This is a genomic window from Streptomyces sp. W1SF4 (assembly GCF_003950035.1).
Lineage (GTDB): Bacteria > Actinomycetota > Actinomycetes > Streptomycetales > Streptomycetaceae > Streptomyces > Streptomyces racemochromogenes.
Window position 1 is genome coordinate 102,497 of record NZ_CP034350.1, and the last position, 14,309, is coordinate 116,805.

Genomic DNA, 14,309 nt, shown 5'->3' on the forward strand with positions numbered 1-14,309 from the left:
CGTGTCGGTGCGCTGGGCTATCCTTCCGGCACCGCTCGCCGAATGTTGGGATTATCAGAGTTGACCGGCCTGTCTGCCTTTCCGTTGCCCTTTGAAGCGTCGCGTTCCATAGCCTTCGCGAAAGCCCGGACGCTACGGGAGCTGGAGATGATGGAGTGCAGCGCGCACATCCGGGCGAAGCCCGGGTGGTTCGACAAGATGCACGATGCCGGCATCGTGGCGCGGTGGCGGCAGGAGGCGCTCGCCCAGGGGCTCACCGAGGCTCAGGTCCGGTACGTGCTCGCCGAGCTCGGGCACTACGCCGGGCTGCGGGACGGCCAGACGGGCATCGAGGTGTCCGCCGTCGACGGGGTGTGGCAGTCCGACACGCTGGTCGACGAACGGCTCCGGTCCCGGCTGCGCGAGGCGGTCCGGCCCCTGGAGGAGGTCCCCGAAGCGGAACGGGACTGGCATCCGGGTTCGGACGGGCAGGTGCTGGATCTGGTGCACCCCTCGCTGTTCTGCCTGGTACGGGGGGTGAGCGGGGGCCCGGAGGAGGCTTGGCACAACCCTACGAACCAGTACTCGAAGCACGAGTTCTCGGAGAAGTTCCAGTGGCTGCCCACGGATGTCGAGGTCAGCGACGAGGAGCGTGTCGCCTTCCGTTCGTACGTCAACAACGTCCACCCCGAGGCCCATCAGGAGCTCGCGGCCGTCCTGCCGGAGCTCTTCGCGCGCATGCGGCCGCTGTGGGAGAACGTGCTCACCGATCTGCGCCACCCCCGGCCGCCGCGGATCGAGGCCGATCCCTACGGGTGGTACGAATCGGAGCCGGAGTATCCGGTCAGGTCGTCTTTCGCTGACGACGCCGCCTACGCGGACGCCCGCAGCGCCTGGGAGGAGGCCCACGACGTCTGGTGGGAGACCCGCCGCCCGGTCGTCCCGGACGCGCCGGAGTTCACTGCGCCGACGCTGCCCGACGAGGCCGCGCGGGTCGACCTGCGCGGGCGCCGCCTCCAGGTCATCGTCAAGCTCGCCAGCATTCATCTCACCCCGGAGAAGCCCGAGTACGCGGGCGGTTCCTGGCACGTCGAGGGAATGCTGAACGAGCGGATCGTCTCGACCGGCATCTACTACTGGGACAGCGAGAACATCACCGGGAGCAGCCTGAGCTTCCGCACCGCGCTCGACGACCCGGACTACGAACAGAACGACGACGAGGGCGTGCGCGAGGTCTACGGCCTGGAGAACGAGGAAGCGCTCAACCAGGTGCTGGGATCGGCGGCGACGCCGGCGGGGCGCTGCCTGGCGTTCCCGAACATCCTGCAGCACCGCGTCGGCTCGTTCCGCCTCGCGGACCCCAGCCGCCCGGGGCACCGCAAGATCCTCGCGTTCTTCCTCGTGGACCCCTCGACGACGATCGTCTCGACGTCCGACGTCCCGCCGCAGCAGCCGTGGGCCGCCACTTCCACGATGACGCTCGAGCAGGCCGTGGAGTACCGCGAACAGCTGATGCAGGAACGGAAGTTCTTCGTGGCCGAACACAACGAGCAGCTCTACGAGCGGGAGTTCTCCCTCTGCGAGCACTGATCCCCGTGAGGGCCGGCTCAAGGGCCGGCCCTCAGCCCGGGGGCGGTGTCAGCGCCTCGTCTCGTACCTGGTCAGGATCACCCCGCAGGGAAGCGTCCGCGTCTCCACCAGCTTCAGGTTCACCCAGCTGTCCAGCGCGGTGAAGAACGGCGTGCCGCCGCCCACCAGGACCGGCGCGGTGGCCAGCACGTACTCGTCGATCAGCCCGGCGCGCATGGCCGCCCCGGCGAGTGTCGCGCCGGCGATGTCCATCGGGCCGCCTTCCCCGGCCTTGAGCCGGGTGATCTCGGCGACCGCGTCGCCGCTGAACAGTCGGGTGTTCCAGTCGACGTCGTCGATCGTCGAGGAGAACACCACCTTCGACATGTCCTGCCAGCGGCGCGCGAACTCGATCTCCGCCGGGGTGGCGTGAGGCTGCCGGTCGGCGCTCGGCCAGTACGAGCTCATCGTCTGCCACAGCTTGCGGCCGTACAGCGACAGTTCGGTCGCCTGCAACTGGTCGGACCAGAACCGGAACAGCTCGTCGCTCGGCACGCTCCAGCCGATGTCGTCGCCGGGCGCGGCGATGTAGCCGTCCAGGGTCACGTTCATGCCGTAGATCAGTTTGCGCATGGAGCCAGCCTTTCGTGTGCCGGGCTCACGGGTACGGACCGACGCGGCGTGGAACACCCGTTCGACGCGCTGCGCGGACCGGGTCGCCGGGCTACCGGGCGGTGATGGTGCAGAGGCGCTTGGTGGCGCGGGTCAGGGCCACGTACAGGTCCCTCTCTCCGCCCGGGCGGGCGGCGGTGATCTCCTCCGGGTCCATGACGACGACCCCGTCGAACTCCAGGCCGCGCGCTTCGGACGCCGGCACGATGCGTGCGAGGTCGCCGATGCCCCGGGCCGTCAGCTCCCCCACCCTGGTGTCGGCGCAGACCACTGCGAGGAGTTCTCCCGGGTGGGCGCTGGTCTGGGCGCGGATTTCCCGGAGGACGGTGGTGACCAGCCTGTCGGGAGCGGTGGCCGTCGTGCGGGGGGTCTCGCCGGTGCGCAGCGACCGTGTGGGCTGCTGGTCCGGTGCGATCCGGGTGAGCAGGTCCCGTACGCTCTCCAGGATCTGCTGCGTGGTGCGGTAGCTGACGGTCAGGTGGTGCAGTCGGAACCGCGGTCCGACGTGGGGACCCAGGGCTTCCTTCCAGTCGCGTGCCGTCGCGACCGGGCCGGCCTGGGCGAAGTCGCCCACCAGCGTCATCGCCCGCGCTGGGCAGCGGCGGACGACCATCCGCCATTGCATGGCGGTGAGTTCCTGTGCCTCGTCGACGACCACGTGCCCGTACGTCCGCTCGGGTGGGCCGTCGACCAGGCCGGCCGCTTCGTCCAGCAGCGGCAGGTCGGCGTCGGTCCACTGGTCGTCCGGGCGGCGCAGCAGGAGGGACCGCTCGTGGGCGGTGAGCCGTGGCAGGTGCTCGGCGAGGGCGTCCGGGTCCGTCAGGAGGGCCTTCACGAGGTCGCCGGGTACCAGTCGCGGCCACAGCGCCTCGACCGCCCGGTCGACGCCGGGGTCGTCGAGGAGGTCGGCTCGGACGGCGTCCAGGTCCAGTTCGTGGGCCGGACCCGGGTCGGCGGCGCCTTCGGCGCGGCGCCGGTCGGCTCCCGTGAAGCGGTCGAGGTCCATGCCCGTCATCAGGGCGGCTTCGGCGTCGATGCGCTCCAGGAGGTCGCCCATGTCCCGCCGCATCGCGTCGGCGACGGCGTCGACCAGGAACTCCGTGAACACCTCGCGGGCGGGGTTGTGCCCCGGTACGGCCGCCAGGGCGGCGTCGCGTGCCGCGGCGACCTCCTCGCCGGTCAGGCGGACCAGTTGCCGTCCGGCCCGCACGGTGAAGCCGCCGGCCGGGGCCTGGTGGACGCGCAGCAGGCCGGCCAGGGCGTCGGCGAGGTCGGAGCCGCCCTTGAGGCGCGCCGTCTCGACGGTCTCCGCCACCGTGTCCGCGGGTACTGCGGCGAGTTCCCGGCAGGTCGTCAGGACGACGTCGTTCTCGCCGAGGGAGGGGAGGACCTGGGAGATGTAGTCGAGGAACCGGGAGTTCGGGCCGACCACCAGGACCCCCTCCTCGGCGGCACGCGGGAACGCGTACAGGACGTACGCCGCCCGGTGCAGGGCGACCACCGTCTTGCCGGTGCCGGGACCGCCCTGCACCACGGTCACCCCGCGGTGGGCGGAGCGGACGATCTCGTCCTGCTCGGCCTGCAGGGTCGCGACGGCGGCGTGCATCCTGCCCGTACGCCGTGCCGACAGGGCCTCGGTCAACGGGCCGTCCCCCACCACGTCCTCGACGGTCGGGACGGTCCCGTCGAGCAGTTCGTCGCTCACCGAGACGACCGTGCGCTCCTCGAGGCGCAGGTGCCGGCGCCGGCGCAGGGCCATCGGGTGGACGGGGGTCGCCTCGTAGAAGGGCCGCGCGGCGTTCGCGCGCCAGTCGACGAGCAGCGGCAGGTCGTCCTCCTCCGTGTGGAGTCCGATCCGCCCGATGCGCAGGGCCGTGCCGTCGGTCCGGTCGATCCGCCCGAATACCAGTCCCTTTTCTGCGCCTTCCAGCCGGCCGATTTCCTTGGCCAGACGCTCGGCGGCGTTTTCCCGTTCGTATGCCTCCCCGGCGCTGTCCGCCGGGGCCTTCAGGACACTCGCCCAGGTGGCGCGTGCCTCGGAAAGGCGCTCGGCGAGCAGCTCGTACAAGGAGGACACATATTCCCGCTCCGATGCAACTTCCCGTGCGGCGTGGGCATTTGTCTTCGACAACAGGTGGGCTCCTTCGGTTCGGGCCACACCCTACGGTGAACCTTCCATGAAGGTAAGTCTTGACTTACCTGGCGAGGACATGTCCTCGGCGCTGATTTCCGGGCCAGGAGGCGAGGACGTCGAAGATTGAATTGAGTCCGTGTCGGCGACAGCCGGAGCGGCTTCCTCATTGCCCTTCCAGGGGGAGGACGGATGGGCCATGGCCGTCACCAGTGGGGAACCCTCTCACGACCAGACAAGTCGCCCTTCGGCAACGGAACAGACCGGAATGTCCCCCGCGCCAATCCTCTTCAGCATCTCGGCCACGGAGTCGAAGTAGTGAGCCAGTGACGCGTACTCGCCGGTGACCGTGGGCTCACCCACGAACCATCTGCCGATACGTCCGTCCCTCGCGTCGATGAACTTTCCCGTCCAGCCGTCCTGGTCCGACAGGAACGGGATCCACTCGTTACGCCAGAACGGGTGGTCCGGCTGGTCCGGCGGGTCGAATCCGCAGGACGTGGAACGGTTCGCGTAGAGCCTCTCCATCGCCCGGATGCCCAGAAAGGAACTCCCCTCGTCGGGGAACCCGTCGAAACCGCACCATTGCACTTCGTCGTCGAAATCTCCCTCCGGCAGATCCAGATTGTTCTGCAACAGCCACGTCCGCAGGTCCCCATGCAGGGAGATCCCCATCCGTTCCTCGGCTGCCGCGAGCATCTGCTCCGTAGCGGGCCCGGGCAGATCCGCGTGATCGGCCGGCGCGTGCTCCCGAAGCAGACTCATCACACGCGACCAACTCTCAGCCACACTCATCGCCCTCTGTCCTCCACAGGGATGCCTCCGTCCGACTACGCCACTGCGGAAATCGGGAAGTACCGGCCGAAGGACCTTGCGGGGATGATACTTCGAGCGTGCGTTCCATATGGCGGAGTACGGCTTCTGTGGGATTGCGTCCGTGGCGGACGAGCCGAGACCACGCCGTTTCCGGTCAGTGGGGCAGGCTTGGGCGCGTCGACGTCCTGCCGGTCCGAAAGGCCTCCATGAACGCGTCCGCCGGCCCCGCGCCGCTGTCCCCGGCCCGTGCTCTGTTCGACGTCCCGGAGGGCATCGCCTACTTCAACACGGCCAGTCTGGCGCCGACCCTGCGCTCCGGCCTGGCGGCCGGCAGTGCCGCCTTGGGGTGGCGGGCGCAGCCCTGGCGGATCCAGGCCGCCGACTGGTTCACCGGGGCGGAACGGCGCAGGGAGTTGTTCGCGGGGCTGATCGGGGCCACGGCGGACGATGTCGCGCTGGTGCCCGCCACCAGCTACGGCATGGCGGTCGCGGCGGCGAACCTGACCGCTGCCCCCGGGAGCCGCGTCCTGGTCCTCGCCGACGAGTACCCGTCCGGGATCTACACGTGGTGGCGGTTCGCCGAGGCCACGGGGGCTCGTATGCTCACCGTCCGGCGTGAGCGGGGCCAGAGCTGGACGGAGGCCGTCCTGGCCGCGGTGGACGAGCGGGTGGCCGTGGTGTCGGTGCCCCAGGTGCACTGGACCGACGGTGCGCTGCTGGACCTGGACGCGGTCGCCGCGGCCGCACGGGCGGCGGGTGCGGCCCTGGTGGTCGACGCGAGCCAGTCCGCGGGGGCGATGCCGCTCGACGTGGGTGCCCTGCGGCCCGACTTCCTGGTGACGGTCGGCTACAAGTGGCTGCTCGGCCCCTTCGGCCTCGGCTACCTGTACGTGGCTCCGCGGTGGCAGGAGGGGCGGCCGCTGGAGGAGAACTGGATCCTGCGCGAGGACTCCGAGGACTTCGCCCGGCTCATCGACTACCGCGGCACGTACGCTCCCGGGGCGCGCCGCTTCGACGTGGGGCAGCGCACGGCGTTCGAGCTCACTCCCATGGCCGTGGCCGCCCTCGAACAGCTGACGCGGTGGACGGTCCCGCGGGTCGCGGCCACCCTCGGGACGATCACCGACCGCATCGCCGCCGCTGCCCGCACGCGGGGGCTGCCCGTCAGTGATCCGCGCGGGCCGCACATGCTCGGCGTCACCGTCCCCGGCGGCCTTCAGAAGCGGCTGGTGAACGCCCTGGAGCAGGCGGACGTGTTCACCGGCCCGCGCGGCACGGCGATCCGTATCAGCCCTCACCTGCACACCACCGAAGAGGACATCGCGCAGCTGCTGGCCGCCCTGGACGCCTTCCTCGACGGACCTTAGGCAGTGGCCGCCATCCGGGAGGCTCCCAGTCGCGCCTCCAGCTCCGGGCCGGACACGGGACCACCGCCCGGCGGTAGCGCTCGGGTGTCGTGGAGACCGTCTCAAGGTGCGTCAAGCCCGGGTCTCGGCCGGCCGGCTGTCGGGGCGACCGCCGGACGTTAGCGGCGTGTTAGCGGCATTCGTGATCCTGGGCCGGCTGTGACCGCCGGCCGATTCCGGTGGTCGGCGAGGGCGTTGTCCGTATGCGGCCGTCCGCGTTGGCGCACCGTCGCGGCTTTGCCGCGGGCTCGCCCCTGAACGCGATATCCAGAGATAGAGAGAGCGATGAAAGCAAGAATCGCCACGGCTGCCGTCGCGGTTGCCGTGCTCGCCGTCGGCTCCGGCGCCGCCATCACCGTCGCCACCGCCTCCGCTTCGGAGACCGCCGAGGCCACCGTCTCCGCCCAGGGCGCCACGGTCGCCGCCAAGCCGGGCGCCACCATGGCGGCCGAGCCGGGCGCCACCGTCGCCGCCAAGCCGGGCGCCACCGTGGCGGCCGAGCCGGCCGCCACCGTCCTCGCTCCGCAAGCGGGCGGGACGACGGCACCGCCCCCGAAGCCCGGCAGGACGACCTCTCCGTCGGGCACCCCGCAGCCGGGCGGGACCACCATTCCCCCGAAGCCGGGCAAGACCCCGACGGCGTCCGCGCAGCCGGGCGAGCCGAGTGTGACGTACAAGGGCAGGGCGACCTTCTACTCGCCGGGTCTGGGAGCGTGCGGCAAGGTGATCAACGAGAGTGACCTCGCCGTCGCGCTCGATTCCGGCACGTTCGGCGGCGGGTACCCGTCGAGCCAGTGCGGGCGGAAGGTCGTCATCACGTACAAGGGGAAGTCCATCACGGCGACGGTCCTGGACGAGGCGCCGGGCGCGGGCAGGCACGGCCTCGACCTCACGCCCGGGGCGTTCAAGGCCCTCGCCCCGCTCGACAAGGGCAGGATCGACGTCACCTGGCGCTTCGTCAAGTAGCGCACGGGGCGGGGGCGGTCCGGGCAGACCCGGCGACGGATCCGCCCCCGCCCGCCGCCGTTCCGGGCGGGCGCGGTGTCAGAGGGCTTCGACGACCACCAGGCAGGTGTCGTCCTCCAGCCGGTCGCCGGCGTACCGGGCGACCACCGCGTCGAGGGTCTGGCGGGCGTCGCCGCCGGCGCAGTCCGCGACGTGTTCGCGCAGGGAGTCGATGCCGGTCTCGATGTCCTCGCCGCGCCGCTCGACCAGGCCGTCCGTGTACAGCAGCAGGAGGTCGCCCGGCTCCAGCGGTACGTCGGCCGTCGCGTACGCCTCGCCCGGCAGCAGCCCCAGGAGCGGCCCCCGGTGCCCGGTGTCCAGTGCGGTGGCCGCGCCGTCGTGCAGGAGGAGCGGCGCCGGGTGTCCGGCGCAGGCCCACACCAGTCGGCGGTCGGCGGCGAGGTGTCCGATGACGGTGGTGGCCGTCTCGGCCGAGGCGTCGGCGCACACGAGTTCGTTGAGCCAGGTGGTCAGCTGGCCGGCGTCGCTGCCCGGCGTGTGGGCCAGGCCGGCCAGGGCGTGCCGCTGCTGCGCCATGCGCGCGACGGCTCCGAGCCCGTGACCGCAGGCGTCCCCGATGGCCAGGAGGATGCGTCCGTCGGGCAGCGCGCGGCACTTGTACCAGTCACCGCCGACCGCGGCGTCCTCCTCGACCGGCAGGTACGCGGCCGCCACGGCGAATCCGAGCCGGGCGATCTCCGAGGAGTGCGTCGGGAGCAGCGCCTCGCGCAGCGCGGCGGCGACACGGTGTTCGGCGGCGGCCTCCTCGCGGAGCCGCTCGCTCTGCCGACGGGTGGCCGCGAGCCGTTGCCTGCCGCGGATGACGGGCGTGAGGTCGCGTGCGATGAGGTGCAGGGCCCATGCCAGGCCGTCCGTGGAGATGACGGGCCGGCCGATGACGTGGAGCGTACGGACGTCGCCGTACACGCTGAACCGGATGTCGGAGCCCGGAGGCTCCTCCCCGTCCAGCAGGGCGCGCAGCAGCCGGCCCCAGCGCGGTACGTCCTCCAGGAACACCGCGTCGCACAGGTCCAGCAGGCCCATGGGGCGGCCGGGAGCGGTCCTGAAGATCGTGCTCAAGCCCTCGGACCAGGTGGTTTCGCCGGAGAGGAGGTCGAAGTGGGCCCAGCCCATGGAAGCGATGTACTGGGCCTCCAGCGACATCAGTTCGGCCGGGTTGTGGGCGGGGCGCCAGGTCGCGATCACCTGGCCGGAGCAGGACGCGGCGTCGTAGAGGAGTTTGGTGCGGTGCAGGCCGTCCGGACGGCGCTCGGTGTAGTCCACCGGGAAGTTCCGCAGCGCACGGCCGGTGTGCAGGACCTCCTTGAGGGAGTCCAGCAGCCCGCTGCCGTCCACACCCGGCCGCACCTCGCGGAGCCGTTTGCCGACCTGCCGGTCGGGGGCGTCGAGCCATTCGACGGAGCGGATGTGGTTGCCGGCCCGGATGACGAAGTCCTCGGTCATCCCGTCGTCGTCGGTGACCGGTGCCAGCAGTGCCGCCGAGACGGGGATGGCCGGGAGGGTCGCGCAGACGCAGGCCCACGGGTCGTGGTCCCCGTTACCCTCCGCGCAGGAGTGGCTGTGCTGGGCGACGGCACCGCAGGAGCAGGCGAGGAGGGACGCGGACTCCGCGATCTCGGCCGGGGTGGCGGGACGCGGCCGTGCGCCCGCCGAGCGGCCGGCGGCGGCACGCAGGAGGGTCACTTCGCGGGTGATGAGTTGCTTGAGGGTCTCGGGGTCCCGGGGAACGGCCGGGCTCATGGTCATCTCCCTCCGCCGTGGGGGCGGCACGCGTGATCGGCGCCTGCCCCCGGCACGCCGGTTCACTCATGACCGTGCGGAGTGGACCTGTCGCCTTGTGTGCGCTCTCCGGTGGTGGTCGCCGTGTACGGCAGGCTCGCGAGGGTTCCGGCGCGGCCTGGCGGGAGGCGGCGCGTCCTGTGTCGGAGCACCGGCGCGCCGACGCCGGGGCCCGGCCTCCCGTGCGTAGCCTGGCCGCAATCGCTGTGCCCGTTCCGCGGGCAGGGAGTTGGGGGCATCCATGGCCGAGGGACCGGGCTTCCGTCACGACGTGGTGGTCGTCGGTGCGGGAGCGGCGGGACTGGCCTGCGCCGCGGATCTCGGCGCGGCCGGGCTGGACGTCCGCCTGCTGGAGGCCGAGGAATCGGTGGGCGGCCGCGTCCGCACCGACCGGGTCAACGGCTTCATCACCGACCGCGGCTTCCAGGTGTTCAACACCGGCTACCCGCAGGTCAGGCGCCGCCTGGACCTGCCCGCCCTCTTCCTGCGCCCGTTCACCCCCGGGGTGCTGGTGCACACCGACGCCGGCCGGCTGCGGTTGACCGATCCCACGCGGCGGCCGCGCGACGGGATCGGCCTCCTCACCGGCCGACGGGTGAAGCCGCGCGACCTGCTGGCCTTCGGTGCGCTCTCGGCCCGCGCCATGCTCTCCCCCGCTTCCCGGCTGCGGGCCCGGCCCGACGTCACCACCCGTACCGCCCTGGCCGAGGCGGGCTTCTCCGAGGACTTCGTCGAGACGTTCTTCCGGCCCTTCCTGTCGGGGGTCTTCCTGGAGGACTCCCTGGAGACTTCCGCCCGCTTCTTCCACCTGGTCTGGCGCAGCATGCTGCGCGGCACGCTGTGCCTGCCCCGCGACGGCATCGGCGCGGTGCCGGCGCAGCTCGCCGCGGGCCTGCCCCCGGGGGTGCTGCTCACCTCGTCGCCGGTCACGGAGCTGGGGCCGCGGGGAGTGGTCCTCGGGAGCGGGGAACTGCGTGCGCGAGCCGTCGTCGTGGCCACCGGAGCGGGTGCGGCGGCGCGCCTGCTGCCCGGCCTGGCCCCGCCTCGGGAACGGATCGTCACGACGCTCTACCACGCGGTCGAGCGGTCCCCGCTGCCGGAACCGACCCTGATGGTCGACTCCCGCCGCAGGTTCCTGAACTCGTGCGTCCTGACGGAGGTCCAGCCCGGCTACTCCAGTGACCGCAGGAGCCTGGTGTCGACCTCCGTGCTCGGCACGCCGGGCCCGGTGGAAGAGGCCGCCGTACTCAAGGCCCTCGCGGAGGCGTACGGCACGGACACCGGGACCTGGGAGCCGGTGCACCGCGTGACCGTACGAGGTGCCCTGCCCGCCATGGCGCCGCCGCTGTTGCTCAGCCGCACGAGCCGGTTCGCCCCCGGCAGGTACGTCTGCGGTGACCACCGCGCGACGGGATCGCTCCAGGGAGCGCTCGCTTCGGGCTCCCGGGCGGCCCGCGAGGTCATCGCCGACCTGGGGACGGGGGGCGTCCGGTGAACCGCTGGAGCAACCCACCTGCGCGTTCCGGGGGTCGGCGGCGCGGGCCCGGGGCTGGGTGAACCGAGACCGAAACGAGTCCGGTGCTTTGCCGCAGCGTTCGCATGTCGTGACCCTGAGCAGGGATGATGACGCTTCGTGCTCACGAACCTCATCACCGCCGTCGGTCTGGCCGTCCTCGTCTGGGCGATCTTCAACACCACCCGTCTCGCCGTTCGCAACAGGAAAGCCCGGAACTTCGACGCCGCCGCCTACGGTCTCGTCCCCCGCGAGCGGCTGGACTGCCGGCGCTCCGGCCCGCCCGCTGACGAGCCCGCGCTGCGCGCGGCGGTCGAGGCCGCCCTGCACGGCGCGTGGGAGCCCGCGGCCGGACTGCTCGCGGACACCGCGGAACGCCAGGACTGGGCGGAGCGCTGGCGGGTCGTCGAGGTGTTCGCGGACCTGGCCGTCGAGGACGAGCACTGGCTGCGGGTCTGGCGCGCCAAGCGGCCGCAGGACGCGGACCCGGTCGTCGTCCACGCCCACGCCCTGCTGCTCCGCGCCTGGGCGGCGCGCGGCGAGAAGACCGTCGACCAGACCTCCCCCGAGCAGATGGCGCTGTTCGGGGAGCTGCTGCCGACCGCCATGTACGCGGCCCAGGAGGCGGCCAGGCTGGCGCCGCGGGATCCGTCCCCGTGGGTCACGATGGTCGCCGCCGCGCGCGGACTCGGGCTGTCCCACGACGAGTTCCGCGGCCTGTGGAACGAGGTCACGCGCCGTGCGCCGCTGCACTACGACGCGCACTGGCACGCGCTCCAGTACTGGTGCGCGAAGTGGCACGGCTCCCACCGGCTGATGTTCGACTTCGCCCAGCAGGCGGCGGCGTCCGCTCCGGCCGGGAGCCTGCTCTCCGCCGTCTACCTGCACGCCGTGTACGAGGCCACCCTCCAGGACGGCGACGCGGCCTACCGCACCTGGGTCACGAAGGCCGCGCTCGCCCGCGTCGGGGCCGACCTGGCGCAGGCTCGTGAGGATGACCGCCGGCTTCCCGCGATACGGCACCTGTACGCCGCCGTACTCGTGAAGACGGGGCGGTACGCGGAGGCCCTGGCGCAGTTCCGGCTCATCGGCGGCTGGTGCGGGGCCGCTCCCTGGACCGACGCGCGGGATGCCGCGGCGGCGTTCGACCACGCCCGGGGCCTGGCGGCCCTCCACTCGGGCCGTCCCTGACGCTCCGCGCACCGCTGTCACTTGGGGGACCCGGAGAGCCGCGGAGCGGCGAAGTCCGGGCAGCAGGACGGGCGCGCTGGCGGGGGGGGCGTCACGCCGGGGCGTCGGGCCGTCCCATCCACCAGTTGCCCGGGGCGGCGGGATCGCTGCTGGACCAGTACTCGACCACCGCGGACTCGAACTCGGCCGGGTCGAGGGAGCCGTCGCCGTCGCGGTCCAGGTGGGCGAACGCCGCGTCCAGGTCTGCCTGCCTGATCGCCGGGAAGTGGCTGCGCTGGAAGGCGTCGAACTCCGTCCTGCTGACCCGGCCGTCGGCATCGGCGTCGGCGATGGCGAAGAACGCCCGGGCGAGCGCGCCCACGGTGGTCGCGGCGGCCTCGGGGTCGCCGGCCAGGGTGAGGGTGGCGGTGACGAACTCCCGCTTGCCCAGGCGGCCGTCGGGGCCGACGTGCGGGGCGTGCAGGTCGCGCCAGACGCCGACGTAGGCGTGGACCATGCGGGTGTGCTCCGCGGAGCCGCGGGCGTACCCGAGCTGGTCGGCGGCCCGGTCTCCCATGATGACGTGGTCCGCTTCGGTCAGGGCCCCGTCGCCGTCGGCGTCCAGCAGGTCGAAGCCGCGGCTGATCTTCTCGCGCAGGATGTCCATGGCGGTGAACGTAGCGCAGGGCCCGCGGGCCCGGGTGCCGGACGGCTGGGTGACCCGCCATCGGGTGACACCGGGACGGCGTCGGTCCAGGTGTCGCCCGGTGCCACGCGGGCGTTGTCCACGTACACGTCGTGCCCCGACGGGCAGCGGGGCAGGTCCGACCGTTCGAAGCCCGGGCCCGCCTTCGAGGGCTCGAGGGTCCACGGGTCCGTCCGCCGGGGGCGGACCGGCCGGGCGGCTGTCTCAGGTGTGCCTGGTGGGGGTGACGGCCTCTATGTAATGTCACATCGCATGATGTTCTTACGTCGTGCGGCGTCGGCCGCCGCCCTCCTCGTCACCGTCCTCCCCGTCACCCCCGCCTCGCCCGCGCACGCGGACGGCTCCGCCCCCGCCTGCCGCGCCCCGGCGTCCGTACCGCTCGACGCCGAACAGGCACGCCTCACGGACCCCCGCACCACCGCCCTGGTCGAGCGGGCCGGGTTCGGCGACTTCGTACGACGCCTCCCCGCCGCCCTGTGCACCGCCCACACCCCCGCCGAGGCCGAACGGCTCCTCGACTCCTGGGGCGAGGCCCTGTGGCAGGCGTCCGTACGGCGCGCCCAGGGGCAGCGGCCCGGCGGCGACCTCGCCCCCGGCGACGACCGCCCCCTGTACTGGGCGCGGCTCTCCATGACCTCCGCGCTCGCCCGCTGGCAGCCCGCCTTCGCCGTGGACCGGGCCGCGCTCCGCGCCCGCTTCGAGGACGCCTCGCGCGGCCTCACCGACAACTCCTTCCGGGCCACGCCCGGCGTGCGGCGCGTCTTCATCAGCGGCTTCGACCCCTTCGGGCTCGACGCGGAGATCCGCCGCGCCAACCCCTCCGGGTCGGCCGCCCTCCAGCTCAACGGACGGCACGTGACCCTCGCCGACGGCAGCCGGGCCGAGATCCGCGCCGTCGTCCTGCCCGTGCGGTACGCCGACTTCGACGCCGGCATCGTGGAGCGGGCGTTCGCCCCCCGCCTGGCCGCCGGACCCGGCGCGGCCGACGTCATCACCACCGTCAGCCAGGGCTACCCCGGCATCTTCACCCTGGAGGACTGGGCGGGGCGGGCACGGTCCGCCGACCCGTACCCCGACAACGTGCGCGCCCTGTCCGGCGGCACCCGCGAGCACCCGGTGACGGCCCCCGGCCTGGGCCCGGGACCGGAGTTCATCCGCACCACGCTGCCCGCCGACGCCGTGACGACCGCCGTGCAGGCCCCGTACCCGGTGCTCCTCAACTCCGACGTGACCGAGATACCCGCGGGCGGGACCGCTCCCGTCGACCGGACCGACGGCCCGACGCCCGGCTCGCGCGCCGTCGCCGGCGGCGGTGGCGGCTACCTCTCCAACGAGGTCGCCTACCGCTCCAACCGGCTGCGCGCCGAGCTCGCCCCGCAACTGCCCGGCGGCCACCTCCACACCCCCGTGCTCACCGGCCTGCCCGCCGACTCCCAGCTGCTGACGGGCCCCGAGTTCGAACGCAACGAGAGCGCGATCACCGCCGAGGTCCGCAGCGTCCTCGAACACGCCGCCGTACGCCGCTAGGCGCGCGGGCATGTG

The 14,309-nt window shown here is 72.7% G+C and carries 11 protein-coding genes; 6 read left to right on the forward strand and 5 right to left on the reverse strand.

The window, feature by feature from the left end:
* Window positions 1-60 precede the first annotated feature (60 nt).
* Window positions 61-1,569: a DUF4246 domain-containing protein gene (locus D1J60_RS00580; protein WP_125819669.1), complete on the forward strand. Its 1,509-nt coding sequence runs from the start codon at window positions 61-63 to the stop codon at window positions 1,567-1,569.
* 48 nt (window positions 1,570-1,617) lie between these two features.
* Here D1J60_RS00580 and D1J60_RS00585 read toward each other — a convergent pair whose 3' ends face one another.
* The 3 genes from D1J60_RS00585 to D1J60_RS00595 all read right to left on the reverse strand — a co-directional run bounded on the left by D1J60_RS00585 (window position 1,618) and on the right by D1J60_RS00595 (window position 5,146).
* A complete protein-coding gene (locus tag D1J60_RS00585; RefSeq protein WP_125819670.1) occupies window positions 1,618-2,181 on the reverse strand; it encodes a dihydrofolate reductase family protein in 564 nt (187 codons plus the stop codon).
* Between the two features lie 91 nt (window positions 2,182-2,272).
* Entirely contained in the window at window positions 2,273-4,297 is a 2,025-nt protein-coding gene (locus tag D1J60_RS00590; RefSeq protein WP_164720798.1) for an AAA family ATPase, read from the reverse strand.
* 279 nt (window positions 4,298-4,576) lie between these two features.
* Complete coding sequence (locus tag D1J60_RS00595) at window positions 4,577-5,146, reverse strand: SMI1/KNR4 family protein (RefSeq protein ID WP_125819671.1); 570 nt, start codon at window positions 5,144-5,146, stop codon at window positions 4,577-4,579.
* Between the two features lie 227 nt (window positions 5,147-5,373).
* Between D1J60_RS00595 and D1J60_RS00600 the strand changes: the two genes are divergently transcribed.
* Window positions 5,374-6,534, forward strand: a complete 1,161-nt coding sequence (locus tag D1J60_RS00600; protein WP_125819672.1) for an aminotransferase class V-fold PLP-dependent enzyme — start codon at window positions 5,374-5,376, stop codon at window positions 6,532-6,534.
* Between the two features lie 324 nt (window positions 6,535-6,858).
* Window positions 6,859-7,539 carry an RlpA-like double-psi beta-barrel domain-containing protein gene (locus D1J60_RS00605; protein WP_125819673.1) on the forward strand — a complete coding sequence of 227 codons (681 nt, stop codon included), beginning with the start codon at window positions 6,859-6,861 and terminating at the stop codon, window positions 7,537-7,539.
* A gap of 78 nt (window positions 7,540-7,617) precedes the next feature.
* Here the strand turns inward: D1J60_RS00605 and D1J60_RS00610 are convergent, their stop codons facing one another.
* A complete protein-coding gene (locus D1J60_RS00610; RefSeq protein ID WP_241253080.1) occupies window positions 7,618-9,339 on the reverse strand; it encodes a PP2C family protein-serine/threonine phosphatase in 1,722 nt (573 codons plus the stop codon).
* Between the two features lie 280 nt (window positions 9,340-9,619).
* On the opposite strand from D1J60_RS00610, the gene D1J60_RS00615 reads away from it, so the two are divergent.
* A complete protein-coding gene (locus D1J60_RS00615; RefSeq protein WP_125819675.1) occupies window positions 9,620-10,873 on the forward strand; it encodes an FAD-dependent oxidoreductase in 1,254 nt (417 codons plus the stop codon).
* Window positions 10,874-11,011: 138 nt separating this feature from the next.
* Complete coding sequence (locus D1J60_RS00620; RefSeq protein ID WP_125819676.1) at window positions 11,012-12,082, forward strand: hypothetical protein; 1,071 nt, start codon at window positions 11,012-11,014, stop codon at window positions 12,080-12,082.
* A gap of 91 nt (window positions 12,083-12,173) precedes the next feature.
* On the opposite strand, the gene D1J60_RS00625 is transcribed toward D1J60_RS00620, so the two are convergent.
* Window positions 12,174-12,728 (reverse strand): EF-hand domain-containing protein, encoded by a 555-nt coding sequence (locus tag D1J60_RS00625; RefSeq protein ID WP_125819677.1) that lies wholly within the window; start codon window positions 12,726-12,728, stop codon window positions 12,174-12,176.
* A gap of 291 nt (window positions 12,729-13,019) precedes the next feature.
* Here D1J60_RS00625 and D1J60_RS38575 point away from each other — a divergent pair, with 291 nt between their 5' ends.
* Window positions 13,020-14,294, forward strand: a complete 1,275-nt coding sequence (locus D1J60_RS38575; protein ID WP_125819678.1) for a pyroglutamyl peptidase — start codon at window positions 13,020-13,022, stop codon at window positions 14,292-14,294.
* Window positions 14,295-14,309 lie beyond the last annotated feature (15 nt).

Coding starts and splice junctions, on each gene's coding strand:
- D1J60_RS00605 (WP_125819673.1), top strand. CDS start 6,859: ATGAAAGCAAGAATCGCCACGGCTGCCGTCGCGGTTGCCGTGCTCGCC.
- D1J60_RS00625 (WP_125819677.1), bottom strand. CDS start 12,728: ATGGACATCCTGCGCGAGAAGATCAGCCGCGGCTTCGACCTGCTGGAC.
- D1J60_RS38575 (WP_125819678.1), top strand. CDS start 13,020: ATGATGTTCTTACGTCGTGCGGCGTCGGCCGCCGCCCTCCTCGTCACC.
- D1J60_RS00615 (WP_125819675.1), top strand. CDS start 9,620: ATGGCCGAGGGACCGGGCTTCCGTCACGACGTGGTGGTCGTCGGTGCG.
- D1J60_RS00610 (WP_241253080.1), bottom strand. CDS start 9,339: ATGAGCCCGGCCGTTCCCCGGGACCCCGAGACCCTCAAGCAACTCATC.
- D1J60_RS00585 (WP_125819670.1), bottom strand. CDS start 2,181: ATGCGCAAACTGATCTACGGCATGAACGTGACCCTGGACGGCTACATC.
- D1J60_RS00595 (WP_125819671.1), bottom strand. CDS start 5,146: ATGAGTGTGGCTGAGAGTTGGTCGCGTGTGATGAGTCTGCTTCGGGAG.
- D1J60_RS00600 (WP_125819672.1), top strand. CDS start 5,374: ATGAACGCGTCCGCCGGCCCCGCGCCGCTGTCCCCGGCCCGTGCTCTG.